At 68.7% G+C, this 21,408-nt stretch carries 20 protein-coding genes; 14 read left to right on the top strand and 6 right to left on the bottom strand.

Annotation, left to right across the window (positions count from 1 at the left end; all coding sequences use genetic code 11):
* The first annotated feature begins 58 nt into the window (after positions 1 to 58).
* Entirely contained in the window at positions 59 to 856 is a 798-nt protein-coding gene (locus ACWEKR_RS14685; RefSeq protein ID WP_452354889.1) for a hypothetical protein, read from the top strand.
* Between the two features lie 16 nt (positions 857 to 872).
* Here the strand turns inward: ACWEKR_RS14685 and ACWEKR_RS14680 are convergent, their stop codons facing one another.
* A complete protein-coding gene (locus ACWEKR_RS14680; RefSeq protein WP_159837573.1) occupies positions 873 to 1,637 on the bottom strand; it encodes an SDR family oxidoreductase in 765 nt (254 codons plus the stop codon).
* Between the two features lie 167 nt (positions 1,638 to 1,804).
* Here ACWEKR_RS14680 and ACWEKR_RS14675 point away from each other — a divergent pair, with 167 nt between their 5' ends.
* Both ACWEKR_RS14675 and ACWEKR_RS14670 read left to right on the top strand, forming a co-directional pair.
* On the top strand, positions 1,805 to 3,436 hold the full coding sequence (locus ACWEKR_RS14675) for an ABC-F family ATP-binding cassette domain-containing protein (RefSeq protein WP_159837571.1): 1,632 nt from the start codon (positions 1,805 to 1,807) through the stop codon (positions 3,434 to 3,436).
* A gap of 81 nt (positions 3,437 to 3,517) precedes the next feature.
* On the top strand, positions 3,518 to 3,748 hold the full coding sequence (locus ACWEKR_RS14670) for a helix-turn-helix domain-containing protein (RefSeq protein ID WP_159837569.1): 231 nt from the start codon (positions 3,518 to 3,520) through the stop codon (positions 3,746 to 3,748).
* A 323-nt stretch (positions 3,749 to 4,071) separates the two neighbouring features.
* Here ACWEKR_RS14670 and ACWEKR_RS14665 read toward each other — a convergent pair whose 3' ends face one another.
* Entirely contained in the window at positions 4,072 to 5,001 is a 930-nt protein-coding gene (locus tag ACWEKR_RS14665) for a hypothetical protein (protein ID WP_324197993.1), read from the bottom strand.
* Between the two features lie 45 nt (positions 5,002 to 5,046).
* Positions 5,047 to 5,502, bottom strand: coding sequence for a hypothetical protein (locus ACWEKR_RS14660; RefSeq protein WP_452354888.1), 456 nt, complete (start codon positions 5,500 to 5,502; stop codon positions 5,047 to 5,049).
* A 933-nt stretch (positions 5,503 to 6,435) separates the two neighbouring features.
* Between ACWEKR_RS14660 and ACWEKR_RS14655 the strand changes: the two genes are divergently transcribed.
* Entirely contained in the window at positions 6,436 to 6,618 is a 183-nt protein-coding gene (locus ACWEKR_RS14655) for a hypothetical protein (protein ID WP_063017853.1), read from the top strand.
* Between the two features lie 288 nt (positions 6,619 to 6,906).
* On the opposite strand, the gene ACWEKR_RS14650 is transcribed toward ACWEKR_RS14655, so the two are convergent.
* Positions 6,907 to 7,410 carry a cupin domain-containing protein gene (locus ACWEKR_RS14650; RefSeq protein WP_452354887.1) on the bottom strand — a complete coding sequence of 168 codons (504 nt, stop codon included), beginning with the start codon at positions 7,408 to 7,410 and terminating at the stop codon, positions 6,907 to 6,909.
* A gap of 70 nt (positions 7,411 to 7,480) precedes the next feature.
* Here ACWEKR_RS14650 and ACWEKR_RS14645 point away from each other — a divergent pair, with 70 nt between their 5' ends.
* Positions 7,481 to 7,987 (top strand): MarR family winged helix-turn-helix transcriptional regulator, encoded by a 507-nt coding sequence (locus ACWEKR_RS14645; protein WP_281879177.1) that lies wholly within the window; start codon positions 7,481 to 7,483, stop codon positions 7,985 to 7,987.
* A 161-nt stretch (positions 7,988 to 8,148) separates the two neighbouring features.
* Positions 8,149 to 8,943, top strand: a complete 795-nt coding sequence (locus ACWEKR_RS14640; RefSeq protein ID WP_452354886.1) for a hypothetical protein — start codon at positions 8,149 to 8,151, stop codon at positions 8,941 to 8,943.
* Between the two features lies 1 nt (position 8,944).
* Here the strand turns inward: ACWEKR_RS14640 and ACWEKR_RS14635 are convergent, their stop codons facing one another.
* Entirely contained in the window at positions 8,945 to 9,511 is a 567-nt protein-coding gene (locus ACWEKR_RS14635) for a TetR/AcrR family transcriptional regulator (RefSeq protein WP_067801764.1), read from the bottom strand.
* Positions 9,512 to 9,624: 113 nt separating this feature from the next.
* Positions 9,625 to 12,444, bottom strand: coding sequence for an aconitate hydratase (locus tag ACWEKR_RS14630; protein WP_452354885.1), 2,820 nt, complete (start codon positions 12,442 to 12,444; stop codon positions 9,625 to 9,627).
* Positions 12,445 to 12,730: 286 nt separating this feature from the next.
* On the opposite strand from ACWEKR_RS14630, the gene ACWEKR_RS14625 reads away from it, so the two are divergent.
* The 8 genes from ACWEKR_RS14625 (at position 12,731) to ACWEKR_RS14590 (ending at position 21,374) form a co-directional block, all read left to right on the top strand.
* The gene (locus ACWEKR_RS14625) at positions 12,731 to 13,324 is read left to right on the top strand and encodes an Rv1476 family membrane protein (RefSeq protein ID WP_228829031.1); all 594 of its coding nucleotides are present in this window, start codon (positions 12,731 to 12,733) and stop codon (positions 13,322 to 13,324) included.
* A gap of 425 nt (positions 13,325 to 13,749) precedes the next feature.
* Positions 13,750 to 15,168, top strand: a complete 1,419-nt coding sequence (locus tag ACWEKR_RS14620) for an NlpC/P60 family protein (RefSeq protein ID WP_452354884.1) — start codon at positions 13,750 to 13,752, stop codon at positions 15,166 to 15,168.
* A 135-nt stretch (positions 15,169 to 15,303) separates the two neighbouring features.
* On the top strand, positions 15,304 to 16,482 hold the full coding sequence (gene moxR1 / locus ACWEKR_RS14615; RefSeq protein ID WP_452354883.1) for a chaperone MoxR1: 1,179 nt from the start codon (positions 15,304 to 15,306) through the stop codon (positions 16,480 to 16,482).
* A gap of 32 nt (positions 16,483 to 16,514) precedes the next feature.
* Positions 16,515 to 17,468 carry a DUF58 domain-containing protein gene (locus ACWEKR_RS14610; protein WP_159838222.1) on the top strand — a complete coding sequence of 318 codons (954 nt, stop codon included), beginning with the start codon at positions 16,515 to 16,517 and terminating at the stop codon, positions 17,466 to 17,468.
* Positions 17,465 to 18,466, top strand: coding sequence for a VWA domain-containing protein (locus tag ACWEKR_RS14605; protein ID WP_452354882.1), 1,002 nt, complete (start codon positions 17,465 to 17,467; stop codon positions 18,464 to 18,466). The genes ACWEKR_RS14610 and ACWEKR_RS14605 overlap by 4 nt, the downstream gene beginning before the upstream one ends.
* 191 nt (positions 18,467 to 18,657) lie before the next feature.
* On the top strand, positions 18,658 to 19,374 hold the full coding sequence (gene fabG1, locus ACWEKR_RS14600) for a 3-oxoacyl-ACP reductase FabG1 (protein ID WP_195083453.1): 717 nt from the start codon (positions 18,658 to 18,660) through the stop codon (positions 19,372 to 19,374).
* Between the two features lie 80 nt (positions 19,375 to 19,454).
* Positions 19,455 to 20,291, top strand: a complete 837-nt coding sequence (gene inhA / locus ACWEKR_RS14595) for an NADH-dependent enoyl-ACP reductase InhA (RefSeq protein WP_195083452.1) — start codon at positions 19,455 to 19,457, stop codon at positions 20,289 to 20,291.
* Between the two features lie 9 nt (positions 20,292 to 20,300).
* Positions 20,301 to 21,374, top strand: coding sequence for a ferrochelatase (locus ACWEKR_RS14590; protein ID WP_452354881.1), 1,074 nt, complete (start codon positions 20,301 to 20,303; stop codon positions 21,372 to 21,374).
* Positions 21,375 to 21,408 lie beyond the last annotated feature (34 nt).

Here is a 21,408-nt window from a genome sequence, read left to right as displayed (position 1 = left end):
GCTCCGGGGAGGCCCACACAGGGTGGGACGGCTGCCGGGAGTGTGGAGGGCGACCGCGATGACCTACCCGTCCGGCTCCGGATTCGACGGCCGCCGAGCGAATTACGGGAAATCGGACGAGGCGCGGCCCGCGCCGGACTGGGGAAGCATGTCCCCGCCGAGCGCGTACCCCCCGCAGGCGTGGGAGGCGCCGCCCCTGTCTCCGCCGCCCGAGCGCGGAACCGGCGTGATCGTCGCGCTGGCGATCGGCGTGGTCGCCGTGCTGGCGGCGGTCGTGATCGGCGTGTCGGCGCATTCGCGTGTGCCGGGGCACGCGCAGGCCGCGGCCATGTCCGCCGAGGCGACCACGCGCGCGGGTGGCGTCACCAGCACGCGACCCACGCCTGGCGGTACGCGCCCTTCGTCGGGAAGGCTGAGCTACACGGAATACGCGAAGGATTGGGACTTCCGGTTCGATCGCGTCGAGTTGCACGCGGACTGGGTCGACGGCCGCGATCACGCCGATTGCCATCCGATCGAAGCGGCGGGCAAGCTGACCGGTCTCGGCTGCGTCTACGCGGCGGAGCTGGTGTACCGCGCCGAGGGCGGGGCGCTCATGCTCACGCAGTTCGTCCTCGGCATGGCCGACCAGGGCAAGGCGGCCGCGGCGAAAGACCGGTTCACCGACGCGGACCTCACCCTGCGTCCCGGCACGTACATCAAGGGCTACGCGACCGGGAAGTGGAAGGACGGCAGCGAGAAGGAATTCGTGGTGGTGACGCTGGCGACGGCCACCGGCGCGGTCGACGCTGCGACCGTGCAGAAATACCTGCGCTACCGGCACGCCGACACGCTCGGCGCGCTTGCGTTCCGGTAGCGCCGCTCGTCGCCGGTCAGATACCGCCGGTGGAGAGCAATCCGCCGTCCACGCGCACCGTCTCGCCGGTGATCCACGCAGCCTCGTCCGAAACCAGGAATCCGATCAAGCGCGCCACATCTTCCGGGCTGCCCAACCGCTTCATCGGGTACACGCTCGCGGCGCGGTCCTCGTCTGCCGAGTACAGCGCGTCGGCGAACTTGGTCTTGATCACGCCGGGGGCGACCGCGTTCACCCGGATCTTCGGCCCCAGCTGCCAGGCGAGTTCGCCGGTGAGATGGATCAGCGCCGACTTCGACGCGCCGTAGGCGGCGATCACGCCGGTCGAGCGGATGCCCGCCACGCTGGCCACGTTGACCACGGCGCCGCCGTGGTCGCGCATCCACGCCTTGTACGCCTCCTGGATGTAGCCGAGAGCGGCGACCACGTTCACGTCGAAGATCTTGCGCACGGCGTCCAGGTCGGCGTCCATCAGGGCGCCGTAGACCGGGTTGATGCCGGTGTTGTTGATCAGCACGTCCAGCGAACCGAACTCCGTGACCGCGCGCTCGACCGCCGCCGCCCGATCCTCGGCGACACCCGAGTTGCCGGCCAGGGCGACGACCTGGCCCTGGTGACCCAGTTCGCGCAGCTGGGCGGCGGCCTCCTCCAGCGGATCCTTCTTCCGCGCGGTGATCAGCACGTTCGCGCCGCGGCCGAGCAATTCCGCCGCGACCGCCTTGCCGATGCCACGGCTGGCCCCCGTGACCAGAGCGCTCTTGCCCAATAGATCGGTACTCATGGCATCGCACGCTAGCGCAGCCGATCGGGCGTGCCGTTACCGCCGTCACATGCGGGGAGCTGGGATGGGGCAGCACTGCCGGCCCCAGGTAAAATCGGTGGTTCTTGTGCGCGTCGGGTCGCACAATCGAGCACGCGTCCAGCACCACGATCCGCGAGGAGAAGTTTGTGATCACCGCGACCGACCTGGAGGTCCGGGCCGGAGTCCGCACCCTGCTGTCCGCTCCGGGACCGGCGCTGCGGGTGCAGGCGGGCGACCGGATCGGGCTGGTCGGGCGCAACGGCGCGGGGAAGACGACCACGCTGCGCATCCTGGCCGGTGAGGGTGAGCCGTACGCCGGGAAGATCCTTCGCTCCAGCGACATCGGTTACCTGCCGCAGGATCCGCGCGAGGGCAATCTGGACGTGCTGGCTCGCGACCGGGTGCTGTCCGCCCGTGGCTTGGACACGCTGATCCGGGAGATGGAGAAGCAGCAGGCGCTGATGGCCGAGGTCGCCGACGACAAGGAGCGCGAGAAGGCCGTCCGCAAGTACGGCAGGCTCGAGGAGCGCTTCTCGGCGCTGGGCGGCTACGTCGCCGAGAGCGAGGCCGCACGCATCTGCCACAGCCTCGGCCTGCCCGACCGGGTCCTCGGTCAGCCGTTGCGCACCCTCTCCGGTGGTCAGCGGCGCCGAATCGAATTGGCGCGCATCCTGTTCGCCGCCTCCGACGGCAGTGGCGGGCGCTCCGACACCATCCTGCTGCTGGACGAGCCGACCAACCATCTCGACGCCGACTCGATCACCTGGCTGCGTGGTTTCCTGCAGAATCACGACGGTGGACTGATCGTGATCAGCCACGACGTCGATCTGCTCGCCGACGTGGTGAACAAGGTGTGGTTCCTGGACGCGGTGCGCGGCGAGGCCGACGTCTACAACATGGGCTGGAAGAAGTACCTCGACGCGCGCGCGACCGACGAGCAGCGCAGGCGTCGGGAACGCGCGAACGCCGAGAAGAAGGCCAGTGCGCTGCGCGCCCAAGCGGCCAAGCTCGGCGCGAAGGCCACCAAAGCGACTGCGGCGCAGAACATGGCCAAGCGCGCCGACCGCCTGCTGGCCGAGCTCGACGATGTGCGCGTCGCCGACAAAGTCGCCCGGATCAAGTTCCCCGAGCCCGCTGCCTGCGGCAAGACCCCTCTGATGGCCGAGAACCTGACCAAGGTCTACGGCTCGCTGGAGATCTTCACCGGCGTCGACCTCGCGATCGACCGCGGCAGCCGGGTGGTCGTCCTCGGACTCAACGGTGCGGGCAAGACGACGCTGCTGCGTCTGCTGGCCGGGGTCGAGCAGCCGACGGCGGGCGGGCTGGTGCCGGGGCACGGCCTGAAGGTCGGCTACTTCGCTCAGGAGCACGACACCCTGGACGACAACGCCACCGTGTGGGAGAACATCCGCCACGCCGCGCCGGACGCGGGCGAGCAGGATCTGCGCGGTCTGCTCGGCGCCTTCATGTTCTCCGGTCCGCAGCTCGAGCAGCCGGCGGGCACCCTGTCGGGTGGTGAGAAGACCCGGCTCGCGCTGGCCGGACTGGTCTCCTCGGCGGCGAACGTGCTGCTGCTGGACGAGCCGACGAACAACCTCGACCCGGTGTCGCGGGAGCAGGTGCTCGACGCCCTGCGCACCTACGCGGGCGCGGTGGTGCTGGTGACCCACGACCCCGGCGCAGCGGAGGCGCTGTCTCCGGAACGCGTGATCCTGCTTCCGGACGGGACAGAAGACCACTGGTCGGCCGAATATCTGGAACTTATTCAGCTTGCGTGAGTTTCATCACAGGAACCCGTTGATCACGGCCTGCTGAGTGCTTAGCCTGGAAAGACGCTGCTCGGCGACTCGGAGGAAGCCATGAGCGACAGGCCACAGAGCAAGGCCCCATTGGGTAAGGGCACACGCGTCACCGGGAAGTCACGCGACCGCCTGCAAACCCAGCTGAAGAAGCAATACGAGGCGGGTGCGAGCATCCGGTCATTGGCGCGGTCCACCGGCCGCTCCTACGGCTTCATCCACAACGTGCTGGTGGAGTCGCATGTGCAACTCCGCAGCCGGGGTGGAGCCAATCGCCGCAAGGGGCAATAGCGCCGCCGTCACGGCGAGCGGATTTCGCGCCGCGAGGAACCCGTCGCACGGTGCACACCGGTGGCCGACGGAGGCGTCCTCGCGGCGCGGAGCCCGCTGTCGTGGATGATGGTCCGCCGTCGTTTCCTGCGGAACCGCCATCGCCGCCGCCTGCGGGTCGGCGCGGACTCTGCCCGGGGTCGCGGGCGCAAGAGCAACCCCGGCAGGCCGGTACCGGTGTCGCGCGTGCTCGGGCGGGCGCGGTAGATCTTCGGCCGCGAAGCGGTGAATGCATCTCGGCTACCAGGGATTTCGCTGCCTGCGGCGCGGGACGGCGGTTGCGCTCAGTAGCCCGCCACCATGCCGTCGCCGTCCACCAGCAGGTTGGCGAGGCTGCGAAAGATCGGCAGCCCGGTTTTGATCTCCAGGTAGGCGAACTGTCCCTGTGGATTGACCTCGAGGAAGTAGTACTCGCCGTCGCGGCCGAGCCGAATGTCGAGGACGCCGAAGGACAATCCGAGCGCGCCCATCAGCGTGGCCAGCGACTTGCTCACCGAGGCGGGCAGATGGTCGGGCACGAAATCGACCGAGGTGTCCAGGCGCGAGTCGACCTTCCCGACGCCCGCCTGCGAGTCGATGCGCACGGTCCATTCGACCCCGTCGACCCACACCACGCGCAGATCGCAGGTGGCGTCGACGTAGTCCTGGAAGGTGGTCGGAGCCGAACGGATCGCCGCCAGTCTGCCGAAATCGTCCCTGGAGATGATCCTGGTCTCGGCGAACTCCGCCCGGCTGGTGCCCGTGCGCTTGTAAACGACCGGACCGGGCCGGGATTCGACGAAGCTGCGCGCCTCGTCCGGATCATTGGTGATCAACGTCTCCGGTACGGCGAACCCGGCTCGCAACGCCGTCTCCAATTGCACGATCTTGCGTCCAGCGGTGCGGTCGGCGCCCGGGTCGTTGACCCAGTAGGCCGGGATGGACCAGAGCAGGCCTTGGATGAATCCGTCGCACTCGGCCTGGCGAAAATCATTGTCCGAGGCCCGGACGCTCGCGGGCACCCGAGCCGGATGCGGTCGTCGCCACCACACCGACCGGACGTCGTCGAGACCGATCAGGTGCGACAGCGACCGCGTGGTGCCGAGCCGATCCAGCCGGAAGCTGCCGGACTCCCGGGGGAAATCCCGCAAGTCGAGGTGGATCGGGCCGAGCCCGTGGTGTTCTCGCAGGGTCGCCGCCATCGCGGTGGCGTGTAGATCATCGGATTCGGACACGATCAGGACCGAACCGCGCCGGCGTGCGGCCATCAAACCTGCCGCTCAGTCGAGGCTGTCGCAGTTGATGCCGTCGTCGCTGCCGTTGATCGATTTGGTCTGGCAGTAGGTGTACGTCGCTCCGCCCGCGCCCGGGCAATCGACGAGTTGCAGCCGGTCGGCCCAGGTTTCGGTGAGCTGACGCAGCTGCTCGTCGCCGAGCGCCGCCGACGGTGACTCCGGGATGGTCATCGGCCGATCGACCAGATCGATGCGCAGCCTGCGGGTGAAATCGGCGGTGGCGCCCGCGCGGATGTCCACCAGCACCGGGCGGCCGTCCTGATCGGCTTGCGGCACTGCGGAATCGACCACTCGCAAGACGTCGGACCGGCAGAACGTCCACGTTCCCTCCGCGACGCGCACGCTGATCTCCCGGTCCGATTCCGCGACCAGCACACCCTGGAGGGGAGCGATGCGGTCACCCTTCGGCGTCTTCCCGGGAAGGCGGATTGCGTCGGTCATAGCCATTTCTCCGATCTGCTCATTATTTGCCACGACCCCCAAGCGTGTGAGCGATCCTATCGCGACAAGGGTGTTTATCGGTTCGGATCGGGAGATTTCCCGGCCTGCGGCAAACTGAATTCCGATCGATAAGGCCCGAGGGCCGAAAGAATTCCGGTACGCTGTCAATGCGTACGGCGCGATCACCGAGCTAACCCGATGCGCTGCTGGACGGCGCTCATAGCCCGATATTGGCGGCTGTGCATCTGCACTCTCGCACGCCTCGCCGGAGGTGCGAACCGGAGACCGGATGCGATGGCTTGCGCGCACCACGTCGTATTCCTCCACCCGCCAATTCGTCGTGCTCTATCTGCTGGAATCCGCTTGCGCCTGCTGGAGTCTCGCGAACCTCGGCTGCTGTTCGCGTTACGCTCGGCTCGCCCGACGGGGCCCGGCGATCGATCGCACCGCCCGCGACGATCCGAATGGCAGGATGTTTCCGTGGGTGCGGCAACCGGCCACTGCGTCGGGCCCGGAGATCTGGACGCGCACCCAGCCGGTTCCCGCCGCACGGCCCGTCGGTCGGCGAAGCGGGGCGCACGGTCTCGCGGCTGTCACCGAATTCGGTAACCGGCACCGACTTACATTCCCGAATCGAGAAGCTGCTCATCGAACGGTCCGAGGGCACTGCGCCGTCGTGCGAATCCGGCGATGCCGGAGGCGGCGGCGGAGCAGTCGCCGCGCCGCCGGTCGCCATGTCTTCTCCGGGTGGCGGGCCGCGTCATCTCGCCGGGGCGCCGTATCGGCGAGAGGTTGCGAAGGCAGTGATGGCCGGCTCGGGGGGCCTTGCCTGCGCCACGACATCGGCGGATGATCGATCGGAGCCCCTCGGGACTCGGATGCGCTTGCCGGGTCGGGCTCGGATCGCCCTATCGCTCAGCCAAGGAAATCACGATGATCACCAAAGCCACGCAAGCGATCGCCGCAACCGCGCTCGTCCTGGCCATGGGCGCATTCTTCGCTCCGGCAGCCTCGGCCGCACCGGCCTCACCAGCGCCGACGACCGACGCGCTCGGATCGGTCGCGGTGTGCCTGAACGTGCCACTCGGCTCGGTCAGTATCAGCTTCTGCATCTGAGACCGCCGCCCGGAACCGGCGAACGGACGACGCACACAGTGCCGTCCACCCGCCGGTCGGGGTCGGCTGCCGTAAATCACCCTCTAGTTCACCCGGGATCGGGGTGAGCGGGGACGCGCGCTCGCACCACCGGCCGGTCCCGCGGGTCACGACCAGAAGGTGGGCGCGTGCCACCGGCCGAGGGCTGAAGCCCGCGCCGCGCCTTGCGGAGCGGCTTACGGATCCGGGCTGCGATGCCGTTGTCGTGGAAGGCGATGACAGTCGCCTCCTGCGGTCCGAGCTTCGCGGTCAGCCCCGGTTCGTGTTGCGTTCCGCCCACCAAGCGGGAGCGTCGACGAAGTGGTTGTCGAACTCTTCCTGCGCGGCGGCGAGCTCGGCCATCGTGGATTCTCCCGCGGCGATCCGCTCCAGTAGCCGGAAGTACTCGAATCGCTGCACGCCCGGGGTGAGCGCTATGAGGACGCGCGCCGTGCTGCCGGGCGCGGCGCCGAAGGCGTGCGGCATGAATTTCGGGACAACGATCGACCCGCCCGCGCCGACGGTGACGATCCGGTCGCCGGCCAGCAGTTGCAGCTCCCCGTCGGCGACGTAGAAAAGCTCGTCGGAACGCGTGTGGTAGTGCGGCGCCGCACCGTCCGCGCCGCGATCCATGCTGACCTCGAGTGTGCTCAGGCCGCCGCCCGCCTCCTCGGCGTCGATCAGCAGGCGCAGGGTGACCGACGTGGTGCGCAGAGTCTCCGCGTCCTGCGGCTGGCGGATCGCGACGTCCTTGCGGGCAGTGGGAGTGCTCATGCGAGGCTCCATTAATTCGATGGTTGATAATTCGCTACAGAACTATATCTCGCCGAATAGAATCTTGTCCATGACCGAGCGGAAGACCGACGCCGTGGACGCGATCGTGGCGCAGTGGGAACGGGAACGACCCGACCTCGATCTCGAGGCGATGGCCGTGGTCGGCCGGCTGGGTCGGCTGCTGGTGGTGGCCCAGCGCGAGATCGAAGCGGTGTTCGGCAAGCACGGCCTGCAACGCGGCGAGTTCGATGTGCTTGCCGCGCTACGCCGTTCGGGCGAGCCGTTCGAACTCAACCCCTCGGCCCTCGCCGACACGTTGATGCTGTCGCGTGCGGGCATGACCGGACGGCTGGATCGCCTGGAGTCGGCGGGCCTGGTGCGGCGCGTGGCCGACGCGCACGACCGCCGGGCGGTGCGCGTCGCCCTCACCGAACCGGGGCGCGAACTGGTCGACACCGTGGTCACCGAGCACACCGCGAACGAGACCCGGCTGCTTTCGGTGCTCACCGCGAGCGAACGCCGGGAACTGGACCGCATCGCGCGAATCCTGCTGAGCAGCATGGAACCGGGCGCGTAATCGCGATAGCTCCCGCATCCGTCTTCGTGCCGAATCGCGCTCTACATGGGAGAACTCATGCCCCGATGAGGTAACCCGATACTCGTGTCAGCGCACCTCCTTCGGGTCTACCTTGGGATTCCGTGCCGAAGGGGTCGGCGCGGTTGTGCAAGGAGGACACGATGATCGACATCATCACGCTCCGCGGCACCGGCGAGCCGCGCAACTCCGGCGGAACGCCCGCGGGCATGCTGCACGACGTCACGAAACTACTCGACACCAGCAGGTTCAGCTGCTTCGAACCGGATTGGCCCGCTTCGGTCGGCCCCGTACCGGAGGCGTGGGGGCCTTCGCTGGAGACCTCGGTACGGCTCGGAGTCGCCGCAGGGGTGAAGGCGATCCAGGACTCGCCGAACGTCTGCGGTCTGCTGAGCTATTCGCTCGGCGGCATCTGCGCCAGCCGCATCCTGGAGGGCGTCCAGGCCGGGAAGTACAAGAACACCGACGGCACCCCGCTGGAAATCGCCTTCGTGGTGAACCTCGCCAACCCCCTGCGCCGCGCCGGGCAGTCGGTGGCGGATCTCTGCCCCGCGAACACGTTCGGCTTGCACGGGCAGCGGGGCGCGTGGCCGGCCTCGGTGGCGGTCCGCGAGTACGCCAACCCCGGCGACATCATCACCGCGTCACCGGGCAATTCGCCGTTGCGCGTCATCGACGTGGGCATCTCGCCGTTCTCCTTCGTGGAAGGCGCCCGCGTCGGCGACGTCGCGCCGCTGATCTTCGCCGAACTACTCGAAGTCCTGCTGCGCGACCCGATCGCGAACCTCGTGCGCTACACGGCCGCGGTACGCGGTGTCATCGGCTATCTGACCCCGTGGCCCGACGGGCAGCACGTGCGCTATTCCGGACGGAACATGCCCGGAACGGACGTCCTGTGGACCACCCACGCGGCGGAGTACATCAACGCGACGTTCTGACTCACTGCTTGCGACGGACCGAGGCCTCGACCAAATCCAGCACGGCCGAGAGGTTCTCGTTGGTGTGCCCGGAGGCGATCCGGGCGATCAGTCCGTCGAGGACCAGGTCCAGGTAGCCGAGCAGGACATCGGTGGGCACGTCGTCGCGCAGCGCGCCCGCGGCCTTGCGGCGTTCCAGGCGGGCCAGGGTGGCGGCGGTGAGCTCGGCCGAACGCTGTGTCCAGCCCGCGCGGAACTCGGGATCGGTGCGCAGCCGTCGCGCGATCTCCAGACGCGTACCGAGCCAGTTGAACTGCTCCGGGTGCGCGAGCATGTCCCGCATCACCTGCACGATGCCCTGGTTGGCGGCGACGTCGGCCATGCGTTCGGCGTCCTCCTGAGCGAGGGCGAAAAACAGCGCGTCCTTGTCGCGAAAGTGGTGGAAAATGGCGCCCCTGGATAGCCCGATCTCCTCCTCGAGGCGGCGTACCGTGGCGCCGTCGTAGCCGTACTCGGCGAAGCAACGGCGTGCTCCGTCGAGAATCTGGCTGCGCCGGGCGGCGAGGTGATCGTCACTGACCTTGGGCACGGAATCCTCCAGTGGGGAAACACGGACCCCCGCATCGGCGGTCCACCGATGCGGGGGTTCTCGCGAACACTAGACCTCAGCGGCGCGGACACGCGCCGCCGAAGATGGCGCGATCAAGCACCGATCATGTTGCGCAGCACGTACTGCAGGATGCCGCCGTTGCGGTAGTAGTCCGCCTCACCGGGGGTGTCGATCCGCACCACCGCGTCGAAGGTGATCTTGTCACCGTTCTCCTTGGTGGCGGTGACCTTCAGCGTCTTCGGGGTGACACCCTCGTTCAGCTGGGTGATGCCCTCGATGTCGAAGGTCTCGGTGCCGTCCAGCTTCAGCGACGCGGCCGACTCGCCCGCCGGGAACTGCAGCGGGATGACGCCCATGCCGATGAGGTTGGAGCGGTGGATGCGCTCGAACGACTCGGTGATGACGGCCTTCACGCCCAGCAGGCTGGTGCCCTTGGCGGCCCAGTCGCGCGAGGATCCCGAACCGTACTCCTTGCCACCGAGCACGACCAGCGGAATGCCCGCGGCCTGGTAGTTCTGCGAGGCGTCGTAGATGAACGCCTGCGGGCCACCGGGCTGGGTGAAGTCGCGAGTGTAACCACCCGAGACGTCGTCGAGCAGCTGGTTGCGCAGCCGGATGTTGGCGAAGGTGCCGCGGATCATCACCTCGTGGTTGCCGCGGCGCGAGCCGTAGGAGTTGTAGTCCTTGCGCTCGACGCCGTTGGCCTCCAGGTACTGGGCGGCCGGGGTGCCGGGCTTGATGTTGCCCGCCGGGGAGATGTGGTCGGTGGTGACCGAGTCGCCGAGCAGCGCGAGCACCCTGGCGCCCTTGATGTCGGTGACCGGCTCCGGAGTCTGCGGCATGCCCTCGAAGTACGGAGGCTTGCGCACGTAGGTCGACTCGGCGTCCCACTCGAACGTCTTGCCCTCCGGCGTGGGCAGGCTGCGCCAGCGCTCGTCGCCCCGGAACACGTCCTTGTAGTCCTCGAGGAACATGTCGCGGCTGATGACCCGGTCGATGGTGTCCTGGATCTCCTGCGGCGACGGCCAGATGTCCTTCAGGAAGACGTCGTTGCCCTCGGTGTCCTTGCCCAGCGGATCGTTCTCGAAGTCGAAGTCCATGGTTCCCGCGAGCGCGTAGGCGATGACCAGCGGCGGGGAGGCCAGGTAGTTCATCTTCACGTCGGGGGAGATACGGCCTTCGAAGTTACGGTTGCCCGACAGCACGGCGGTGACCGTGAGGTCGTTGTCGTTGACCGCCTTGGAGATCTCCTCCGGCAGCGGGCCGGTGTTGCCGATGCAGGTGGCGCAGCCGAACGCGACCAGGTTGAAGCCCAGCTTGTCCAGGTACGGCCACAGGCCGGCCTTCTCGTAGTAGCCGTTGACGACCTGCGAACCCGGCGCCATGGACGTCTTCACCCACGGCTTGCGGGCCAAGCCCTTCTCCACCGCGTTGCGGGCGAGCAGGGCCGCGCCGAGCATGACCGACGGGTTGGAGGTGTTGGTGCAGGAGGTGATCGAGGCCACCACGACGGCGCCGTGATCGAGCACGAAGTCGCCGTACTCCTCGCTGCGCACCGTCACCGGCTTGGACGGACGGCCCTCGGCGCCGTTGGCGGCCGACACCAGCGACTCGGCGCCGTCGTCGGCGAACGACAGCACCGCCGGGTCGCTCGCCGGGAAGGATTCCTCGACGGCCTCGTCCAGCTTGCTGTGCGGGGTGTCGGCCGCGGGGCCGCTCTCCGCGTCGTTGGTGTAGTTGTGGATGTCCTTGCGGAACGCGATTTTCGACTCCGACAACAGGATCCGGTCCTGCGGGCGCTTCGGGCCCGCGATGGAGGGCACCACGGTGCTGAGGTCCAGCTCGAGGTACTCGGAGTAGGCGGGCTCGGTGTCGGGATCGTGCCAGAGGCCCTGCTCCTTGGCGTAGGCCTCGACCAGCGCGACTTGCTCGTCGGAGCGGCCGGTCAGGCGCAGGTAGTCGACGGTCACGTCGTCGATCGGGAAAATCGCCGCGGTGGAACCGAATTCGGGGCTCATGTTGCCCAGAGTGGCGCGGTTGGCCAGCGGCACCTCGGCTACGCCCTTGCCGTAGAACTCGACGAACTTGCCGACCACGCCGTGCTTGCGCAGCATGTCGGTGACGGTGAGCACCACGTCGGTCGCGGTCACGCCCGGCTGGATCTCGCCGGTCAGCTTGAAGCCGACGACGCGCGGGATCAGCATCGAGACGGGCTGGCCCAGCATGGCCGCCTCGGCCTCGATGCCGCCGACGCCCCAGCCGAGCACGCCGAGGCCGTTGACCATGGTGGTGTGCGAGTCGGTGCCGACGCAGGTGTCGGGGTAGGCCTGGCCGTTGCGGACCATGACGACGCGGGCCAAGTGCTCGATGTTGACCTGGTGCACGATGCCGGTGCTGGGCGGGACGACCTTGAAGTCGTCGAACGCGGTCTGGCCCCAGCGCAGGAACTGGTAACGCTCGCCGTTGCGCTGGTACTCGATGTCGACGTTGCGCTCGAAGGCGTCGGCGCGGCCGAAGACGTCGATGATGACGGAGTGGTCGATGACCATCTCGGCGGGGGCGAGCGGGTTCACCTTGTCCGGGTCGCCGCCCAGGGTGGCCACGGCCTCGCGCATCGTGGCCAGGTCGACGATGCACGGCACGCCGGTGAAGTCCTGCATGATGACGCGGGCGGGCGTGAACTGGATCTCGGTGTTCGGCTGCGCCGAGGGATCCCAGCTCGCGATGGCGCGAATGTGATCGGCGGTGATGTTGGCGCCGTCCTCGGTGCGGAGGAGGTTCTCCGCGAGGACCTTCAGTGCGTACGGGAGTTTCTCGGTGCCGGGCACGGCGTTGAGGCGGAAGATCTCGTAGGAGTTGCTTCCCACCTCGAGGGTGCCCTTGGCGCCGAAAGTATCGATACTTGTCGTCACGTCAGCTCCACTCGTCTGTGAGGGCGGCCACCGGCGGGGCTGTGCCGGCGGCCGAGTCTTCGGAGGTGCTCCGGTGCCGCTCGAGCGCCGGTTCCTCGCGCCTACGACCTTAACAGTACGCTTGTCCTGTGAAACACCAGGGGGCGGTTCGGCGTGCCGTGCGCGCGGGGTGCGACACTCCGTCGCGTACTGTGCTTTCGAGCCAGCAAGGGGGGTCTTGCTCGCCCTGCAGTGTTGGATGCCCGTCGCTTCGGTTGCCGATGCGGCTCGACAGACCGGATGGAAGATGACCGCCCCGCACAACTCGGTTTTCACCCCCATGGCCGCCGAATTGCCGCCGAATGTCACCACCGACACCGTGCGCTCGCTCAACGCCGATCTGGCCGACGATCACGTCGCTACGCTGACCGGGAAGAACAAAGCGGAACTGGCGGCCATCGCCGCGGAGGCGCGCTCGCAGGGAATTCCGTTGAGCATCGTGGTGGTCCCCGGCAATCCAGGACACGACTCGAGCCTACGTGACCTGGCCACCGAGGTGGGCAAGACGCAGCACGGCACCGTGGTCGTCTTCAGCGACGACTGGGTCGGCACCTACAGCGACTCGATCAGCCGCGTGCGGCTGGAATGGGCGGAGGACGCCGCAAAGGGCACGCAGGGACGGAGCGGAGAAGCCGCAAGCATTTTCGCGGCCCGCTTGGAGACGCCGGAGTCGATGTCCTGGACCGCGATCACCTGCGCGCTGCTGGGCGGGACGGTGGCGGTCATTGCGGGGTTGTACTGGGTCAAGACCCGGCGTGCGGGCGACGGCGCGGGTTCGATGCGTACAGGTGGTGATCGGCGTGCCCCGGAGGGCGAATCGTCCGACGCCCGCACTCTCTGAGGCCACGCGACGCCACTCCGGTGAGTCGCTTTCGGCCGAGTCGATTCTCGCGGCCGCGCGGGTGCCGTAGCCGCGTCGCGTCCCGACGCTGGTGGTGAGGGGGACGCGCCTTCGCTCGATGCGAAGACGTACGGCACCTCACCTGGGGGGTGAACGGGCCGTGGGTATCCGGGCAGCCAACTTCCGGGGTGGTTGGTCTGTTATTCGGCCTGGAACTCTGTGCCATATCTAGCAAATTTCAAGCAAACAGAGAATGTCGCGCGTCCGGGTGCCGGATGCCGTTTCGTCGGTGACGTAAGTGTCGTACGGTTCGAATGGTCCCTGATGGGGAATATGTGTTTCCAGAGGCCATCTGTCGACCACAGTGCGTGATGGTTCGCCTGATGCCGTAGAGGATTGCCGGAATCCGGTCCCTTGGAGGTGTGATGCGCAACATCGGCGGGCTGACCCATCGGCGCCGACTATCGATCGCTGGGGGATTGCTGAGCTTGGTCGCCGTCGTGGTCACGACCGGGCCGGTCGCTGCTGTTCCGCCGCCTCCGCCGAATCCCAGCGACGCGCAGATCGCGCAAGCGGGCGCGCAGGTCGACGCCGGGGTCGCCGAGATCGGCACCCTGATCAACCAGGTCGCCGTGGCCGACCACGAACTGGGGCGGCTCGACGACGCCGTCGCGCAGCGCCGGGAAGATGTCAACAGAGCGTTGGTGGACTTGCAGACCGCGCGCGACGCCGCCGACGCGGCCGCCGCCGTGGTGGTCGACACCCAGCTGGCCCTGGCCGACGCCGCGGTCAGGGTGGGCCAGGCGCGCCGCGATTTCGATCAGTTCGCCACCCAGGTCTACACCCGCCCCGGCTCCGACTCGATGGTCACCTACCTCGCGGCGGCCACGCCTGCGGTCGCGCTGGATCGGGCCCAGCTGTTGGAATTGGTCTCCAAGAACCGTCAGCAGGTGCTGGACAGCCTGCGGCGCGCCCAGATAGATCAGGGCAACAAGAACTCCACCGCCCGGCGGGCGAAGGCGGACGCCGATGCGGCCGCCGCCACGGCCGCCGCGCGCAAGACCGACGCCGAGCACGCCGTCGCCGCGGCCAAAGCCGAACTCGACCGGCAGGCCGCCCAGCGCGACGACCTGCTGCGGCAGCGTCAGGACGCGCAGGGCCGGCTGGATCAGGCGCGGCAGAACGTGGCGGGTCTGCAGGGTCAGCGCGACGCGTTCCTGGCCTGGGACGCGATGCGCAAGGCGGAGGAGGCCGCGGTGCGGGCCGCTGCCGCCGCGGCCGCGGCCCGCGCGGCCGCCGACCGCGCCGCCATCGACCGCGCCGCGGAACTGGGCACCGGCAGACGCCCGCACACCCAGCTGGAGGACACGCCACCGCCGCGGCGCAGCGCGCCGCGACCGAAATCGCCCCCGGTCGGGGGCTCGTCGGCAATCGAGATCGTGGTCGATCGCGCCATGTCGCAGCTGGGCGTCACCTATGCCTGGGGTGGGGGCGACGAAGACGGCCCGACTCTCGGGATCCGCGACGGCGGCGTCGCCGACAGCCACGGCGACTACAACAAGGTGGGCTTCGACTGCTCCGGCTTGATGGTCTACGCGTTCGCGGGCATCGGGGTCGCGCTGCCGCACTACAGCGGCTACCAGTACAACGCGGGCACGCGAGTGCCGGTCGGCGACCGCGAGCGCGGCGACATGTTGTTCTGGGGACCGAACGGCAGCCAGCACGTGGCGTTGTATCTGGGCGACGGGCAGATGGTCGAGGCGCCGGAAAGCGGCGACGTGGTCAAGGTGTCCCCGGTCCGTGAGGGCGGCATCATGCCGTTCGCGGTGCGCATCGTCTCCTGATCGGCGGACATTTCCGGGTGCCCGGCCGGGGCGCCGGACCGTCGAATTCCCATTCTGTCGGGTCCGGTTGCGGCACCGGCCGCGATTACCTGGAATAGTTGTGGCAGCACGCACAGGACCAAGGCGAAAGCGGGGATGTTGGTGACTTCGACGGACGGTGTGAGCGGAGCGAACTCGGCGAAGGATGCGCCGGTTTCCACGCCCAGCACCCTCGAGCGTGACGTCCAGACCCTGGAGAAAGCGATCTATGAGGTCAAGCGGGTGATCGTGGGCCAGGATCGCCTGGTCGAACGACTGCTCGTCGGCGTGCTCGCGCGTGGTCACGTCCTGCTCGAAGGCGTTCCCGGCATCGCGAAGACCCTCGCCGTGGAGACCTTCGCCAAGGTGGTCGGCGGCTCGTTCGCCCGGGTGCAGTTCACGCCGGACCTGGTGCCCACCGACCTGATCGGTACCCGCATCTACCGGCAGGGCCGCGAGGAGTTCGACACCGAACTCGGCCCGGTCGTCGCGAACTTCGTGCTCGCCGACGAGATCAACCGCGCGCCCGCCAAGGTGCAGTCGGCGCTGCTCGAGGTGATGGCCGAACGGCACGTCTCGATCGGCGGCAAGACCTACCCGATGCCGGACCCGTTTCTGGTCATGGCGACGCAGAACCCGATCGAGAGCGAGGGCGTGTACCCGCTGCCCGAGGCGCAGCGCGACCGCTTCCTGTTCAAGGTGGTCGTCGACTACCCCTCGGTGGAGGAAGAGCGCGAGATCATCTATCGGATGGGCGTCACCCCGCCGGAGGCGAGCCGCATCCTGCAGCCGGAGGATCTGATCCGCTTGCAGAAGGTCGCGGCCAACACCTTCGTGCACCACGCCCTGGTCGACTACGTGGTCCGGGTGATCGCCGCGACCCGCAAACCGGCCGAGTTCGGCATGCAGGACGTGGCCGGCTGGATCTCCTACGGCGCCTCGCCGCGCGCCAGCCTCGGCATCATCGCCGCGGCCCGTGCGGTCGCGCTGATCCGTGGCCGTGACTACGTGGTGCCGCAGGACGTCGTCGAGGTGATCCCGGACGTGCTGCGCCACCGCCTGGTGCTGTCCTATGACGCGCTCGCCGACGAGATCAGCCCGGAGGACGTCATCAGGCGCGTTCTGCAGACGGTCGGCCTGCCGCAGGTCGCCCCGCAGGCCGTCGCGCCCGGCGTGCCCGCCGCCCCGGCGCAGGGCGCGCCGCAACAGGTTCCGCAGCCGCCGCAACAGCAGGCCGTTCCCCAGCCGCCTAACGGGCAGCAGTCGCAGCCCGCGGGCACCCTCCCGCCGAAGTGACCTCGGCCCCGGATCCGGTCGCACCAGTGCCGATGTCGCCGTCCCACGCACCGCCGTCCTTCCACGCGGGGGAGCTGACCGACCCCAGGCTCACCGTCGCGCTCAAGACCCTCGAACTCACCGTGCGCCGAAGGCTCGACGGCGTGCTGCACGGCGATCACCTCGGTCTCATCCCCGGACCGGGCTCCGAGCCGGGCGAGGCGCGCGCCTACCAGCCGGGCGACGACGTGCGCCAGATGGATTGGTCGGTCACCGCCCGCACCACCCATCCGCACGTGCGGCAGATGATCGCCGACCGGGAACTGGAAACCTGGATGGTGGTGGATCTGTCGGCCAGTCTCGACTTCGGCACCGCCGCCTGCCAGAAGCGGGATCTCGCCATTGCCGCCGCGGCCGCGATCACCCACCTGACCAGCGGCGGCGGCAACCGGATCGGCGCGGTCGTCGCCACCGGCGAGCGGCTGACCCGCATCCCCGCGCGCGGCGGGCGCGTGCACGCGCAGTCGCTGCTGCGCGGCATCGCGACCACCCCGCACGCGCGCGACGGGGTGCGCGGCGACCTGCGCGGCGGCATCGAGTCGCTGCGCCGCCCGCAGCGCAAGCGCGGACTCGCGGTGATCATCAGCGATTTCCTGGGTGACATCGATTGGCAGCGTTCGCTGCGCGCGATCTCGGCCAGGCACGATCTGCTCGCGGTCGAGGTGCTCGACCCGCGCGACCTGTCGCTGCCCGACATGGGCGACGTCGTGCTGCACGATCCGGAGACCGGGCGCACCCGCGAGTTCAGCGTGACCTCCACTCTGCGCGCCGATTTCGCGGCCGCCGCGCAGCGCCACCGTCAGCAGGTCGAACAGGCCCTGCGTAGTTGCGGCGCTCCGGTGCTCACCTTGCGAACCGATCGGGACTGGATCGCCGACGTGGTCCGGTTCGTGTCCACCCGGCGCCACAGCTTCGGCGCCCCGACCGGGCGGGTGCCACGTCAGTGAGTATTTCGCATTTCACCGCACAGATCTGGCTCGGATTCCTCGCCGTCATCGCGCTGATCGCGCTCGGCTACGTGCTGGTCCAGCGCAACCGGCGCAAGCACATGTTGAAATTCACCAACATGGAGCTGCTGGAGAAGGTCGCTCCGTCGCGACCGAGCCCGTTCCGCCACGTGGCGGTCGCGCTCCTGCTGGTCGGTCTGGTGTTCCTCACCGTCGCCGCCGCGGGACCGACCGCGGTCAAGAAGGTGCCGCGCAACCGCGCGACCGTCATGCTGGTGATGGACGTGTCGCTGTCGATGGAGGCGACCGACGTCGCCCCGAGCCGCATCCAGGTCGCCAAGAAGGCGGCCAAGGAGTTCGTCGACGGTCTGCCCGAGGGCGTGAACATCGGTTTCGTCACCTTCGCCGGCACCGCCTCGGTGATGGTGTCGCCGACGACCAATCACGAGGGCGTGAAGGCCTCGATCGACAACGTCCGACTGGCCGAGCGCACGGCGACGGGTGAAGGCATCCTCACCGCGCTGCAGGCGATCGAGACGCTCGCGACGGTGCTCGGCGGTGCGCAGGAACCACCGCCGGCGCGCATCGTGCTGATGTCGGACGGAAAGCAGACGGTTCCGGCGTTCGAGGACGTCGACAATCCGCGCCACGAGTACGTCGCGGCCCGGCTGGCCAAGACCAAGAACGTCCCCATCTCGACGATCTCGTTCGGCACCAGCTGGGGCGAAGTGGAGATCCCACGGGAAGACGGCAGCAAGGACCGGGTGCGCGTCGCGGTGGACGACGACGCTATGCGCGAACTCGCACGGCTGTCCGGTGGGGAGTTCTACACCGCCTCGTCGCTGCAGGAGCTGACCAAGGTCTACGACACCTTGGAGCAGCAGATCGGGTACGAGCTGACCAGAGGCGACGCCAGCCGCCCGTGGCTGTTGCTCGGACTGCTGGTGATCGCGACGGGCGTCATCATCGGTTTGTTGTACCGCCAGCGGCTGCCGTAGCGGTACCTATCGCGCAGGACCATCGCCCGGCCGGTGGCCTCCCCTCGGGGCGGCCACGGCCGGTCGGCGTTCGCGCGCCGAGTCGTGGTGTCGTTGTGGCGTTTCACCAATGGTCCGGCACGTCGGTGTCGGTTCGACAGACGGGGCAGCCCGCTCGTGAGCGATCGGTCCGACCAGGTAGGTTGAACCCCATGTCGAACCTCACATCCCGGTCGGTCCTGGTGACCGGCGGTAACCGCGGCATCGGACTCGCGGTCGCGCAGCGTCTGCTTGCCGACGGTCACAAGGTGGCTGTCACGCATCGTGGGTCGGGGGTGCCGGACGGCTTGTTCGGTGTGAAATGCGATGTGACCGACAGCGAGTCGGTAGACGCCGCCTTCGCCGAGGTGGAGGCGCATCAGGGTCCGGTCGAGGTGCTCGTGGCCAACGCGGGCATCACCGACGACACACTGCTCATGCGGATGACCGAGGAGCAGTTCACCAAGGTGCTCGACGCCAACCTGACCGGCGCGTTCCGGTGTGCCAAGCGGGCGAACCGTGCCATGTTGCGTGGGCGCTGGGGCCGGATGATCTTCCTCGGCTCCGTGGTCGGCATGAGCGGGCAAGCCGGCCAGATCAACTACGCCTCCTCCAAGGCCGGTGTGATCGGCCTGGCCCGCTCGATCACGCGTGAGCTCGGCTCGCGCTCGATCACCGCGAATGTCGTCGCCCCGGGTTTCATCGAGACCGACATGACCGCCGACCTGCCCGACGAGATGCGCGACATGGCCAAGAAGTTCATCCCCTTGCAGCGGCTCGGCCAGCCGGAAGACATCGCGGCTGTCGTCAGCTTCCTCGCCTCCGAGGATTCCGCCTACGTCTCCGGCGCGGTGATTCCCGTCGACGGCGGCATGGGCATGGGCCACTGACCATTCCGAACGCGTAGCGCGGCCGGTCACGGCCGCCCGCAGCCAACCCCACATTCGAATTTCAGGAGAACCGAGAACTCATGGGCGGACTGCTCGAAGGCAAGACCATCCTGGTCACGGGCATCATCACCGATGCGTCGATCGCGTTCCGCGCGGCGGCCGTCGCGCAGGAGCAGGGCGCGAAGGTGATCATCACCGGCATCCCGGAGCGGCTGCGGCTGATCGACCGGATCGCCAAGCGCCTGCCCCAGGAGGTCCCGCCGGCCATCGGGCTCGACGTCACCAGCGAAGACGACCTCGCCGGCCTCGCCGACAAGCTGCGGGAACTGGCTCCCCAGGGGATCGACGGAGTGCTGCACTCGATCGCGTTCGCCCCCCGCACCCTGATGGGCCCGGAGGCCCGGCCGTTCCTCGAAGGTCCGGGCCCCGACGCGGCCAAGGCGTTCGAGATCTCGGCGTGGAGCTACGCGTCGCTGTCGCGCGCGGTGCTGCCGGTGATGAACGAGGGCGGCTCGATCGTCGGCATGGACTTCGATCCGCGCACCGCGATGCCCTACTACAACTGGATGGGTGTGGCGAAGGCGGCGCTGGAGTCGGTGAACCGGTACGTCGCGCGAGAAGTGGGCACCGCCAAGAAGATTCGCTCCAACCTCATCGCGGCAGGGCCGATCAAGACGCTGGCCGCCAAGGCGATCGCGGGCACCGCGACCGACGACGCGGCCAAGCTCAACCAGCTCAACACCTACTGGGACGGCGCGTCGCCGATCGGCTGGGACGTCGACGACCCCACGGTGGTGGCGAAGTCGATCGTGGCGCTGCTGTCGGACTGGCTGCCGGGCACCACCGGCTCGATCATCTACGTCGACGGCGGAGCCAGCCACAACACCTGGTTCCCGGAGAACATGGCGATCAACTGAGCCGAGCGGATGGGAGAGACCGTGGTCCGGACCGCCGACGCGCTGCTGCTGCTGTCCTTCGGCGGTCCGGAGCGTCCCGACGATGTGATGCCCTTCCTGGAGAACGTCACCCGGGGTAGGGGTGTGCCGCGCGAGCGTCTCGAAGCGGTCGCCGAGCACTATCTGCACTTCGGCGGTGTCTCGCCGATCAACGCGCTCAATCGCGCCATCATCGCGGCGGTCGAGACCGAATTGGCCGGCGCGGGTCTCGAACTGCCGGTGTACTTCGGCAACCGCAACTGGCATCCGATGGTGGAGGACACCGTGGCGCGGATGGCCGCCGACGGCGTCGAGTCCGCCTTGGTCTTCCCGACGTCGGCGTGGGGCGGCTACTCGGGCTGCCTGCAATATCACGAGGACATCGCCAGGGCGCGTGCGGCGTTCGGCGCGGGGGCGCCGGAGCTGCTGAAGCTGCGCCAGTACTTCGACCATCCGCTGCTGATCGAGGCGTTCGCCGACGCCATTCGCGCGGCCCTGGAGCGGCTTCCCGCCGGGCAGCGCGCCGCCGCGCGACTGGTGTTCACCGCGCACTCCGTCCCGCTGTCGGCCGACGCCGCCGCGGGCCCGCCCGCCGACGGTGGGCGGCTCTACAGCCGTCAGGTCGCCGATGCCGCCCGATTGTGCGCCGCCGCAACCGGGTTCACCGACTACGACGTCGTCTGGCAGTCTCGTTCCGGTCCACCGCAGGTGCCGTGGCTGGCGCCGGACATCGTCGACCATCTGGACGACCTCGCCGCGAAGGGCGTCGAGGCCGTGGTCGTCTGTCCGGTGGGCTTCGTCTCCGATCATCTCGAAGTCATCTGGGATCTGGACAACGAGGCCGCGCAGAAGGCCGCGGAACTCGGTATGGGCTTCGCGCGGGCCGCGACCCCCGGAAGCGACCCGCGTTTCGCGAAGCTGGTCGTCGAACTGGTCTCCGAACAGTTGCGCGGCGCCGAACCGCGGCGGCTCGGAGCGGTCCCCGGTTACGGCTGCACGCGCGACGGCGCGCCGTGCGTCGTCGGTTGTTGCGCGGTGCCGCGCCGTCCCAGCACTGGGAATTGAGCGGAAGCAGGCCCGGTAGCATCGCCTGCGACCT

This window comes from Nocardia sp. NPDC004573, from assembly GCF_053602135.1.
The sequence above is the reverse complement of the archived record's forward strand: the minus strand, read 5'-3'. Positions and strand labels throughout refer to the sequence as shown.

Excerpts from the sequence above, each read along its gene's own strand:
- fabG1 (WP_195083453.1), top strand. The coding sequence starts at position 18,658 with ATGTCGAACCTCACATCCCGGTCGGTCCTGGTGACCGGCGGTAACCGC.
- ACWEKR_RS14660 (WP_452354888.1), bottom strand. The coding sequence starts at position 5,502 with ATGACCGACGCAATCCGCCTTCCCGGGAAGACGCCGAAGGGTGACCGC.
- ACWEKR_RS14655 (WP_063017853.1), top strand. The coding sequence starts at position 6,436 with ATGATCACCAAAGCCACGCAAGCGATCGCCGCAACCGCGCTCGTCCTG.
- ACWEKR_RS14645 (WP_281879177.1), top strand. The coding sequence starts at position 7,481 with ATGACCGAGCGGAAGACCGACGCCGTGGACGCGATCGTGGCGCAGTGG.
- ACWEKR_RS14625 (WP_228829031.1), top strand. The coding sequence starts at position 12,731 with ATGACCGCCCCGCACAACTCGGTTTTCACCCCCATGGCCGCCGAATTG.
- ACWEKR_RS14680 (WP_159837573.1), bottom strand. The coding sequence starts at position 1,637 with ATGAGTACCGATCTATTGGGCAAGAGCGCTCTGGTCACGGGGGCCAGC.
- ACWEKR_RS14610 (WP_159838222.1), top strand. The coding sequence starts at position 16,515 with ATGTCGCCGTCCCACGCACCGCCGTCCTTCCACGCGGGGGAGCTGACC.
- ACWEKR_RS14650 (WP_452354887.1), bottom strand. The coding sequence starts at position 7,410 with ATGAGCACTCCCACTGCCCGCAAGGACGTCGCGATCCGCCAGCCGCAG.
- moxR1 (WP_452354883.1), top strand. The coding sequence starts at position 15,304 with ATGTTGGTGACTTCGACGGACGGTGTGAGCGGAGCGAACTCGGCGAAG.
- inhA (WP_195083452.1), top strand. The coding sequence starts at position 19,455 with ATGGGCGGACTGCTCGAAGGCAAGACCATCCTGGTCACGGGCATCATC.
- ACWEKR_RS14670 (WP_159837569.1), top strand. The coding sequence starts at position 3,518 with ATGAGCGACAGGCCACAGAGCAAGGCCCCATTGGGTAAGGGCACACGC.
- ACWEKR_RS14590 (WP_452354881.1), top strand. The coding sequence starts at position 20,301 with ATGGGAGAGACCGTGGTCCGGACCGCCGACGCGCTGCTGCTGCTGTCC.
- ACWEKR_RS14640 (WP_452354886.1), top strand. The coding sequence starts at position 8,149 with ATGATCGACATCATCACGCTCCGCGGCACCGGCGAGCCGCGCAACTCC.
- ACWEKR_RS14620 (WP_452354884.1), top strand. The coding sequence starts at position 13,750 with ATGCGCAACATCGGCGGGCTGACCCATCGGCGCCGACTATCGATCGCT.
- ACWEKR_RS14685 (WP_452354889.1), top strand. The coding sequence starts at position 59 with ATGACCTACCCGTCCGGCTCCGGATTCGACGGCCGCCGAGCGAATTAC.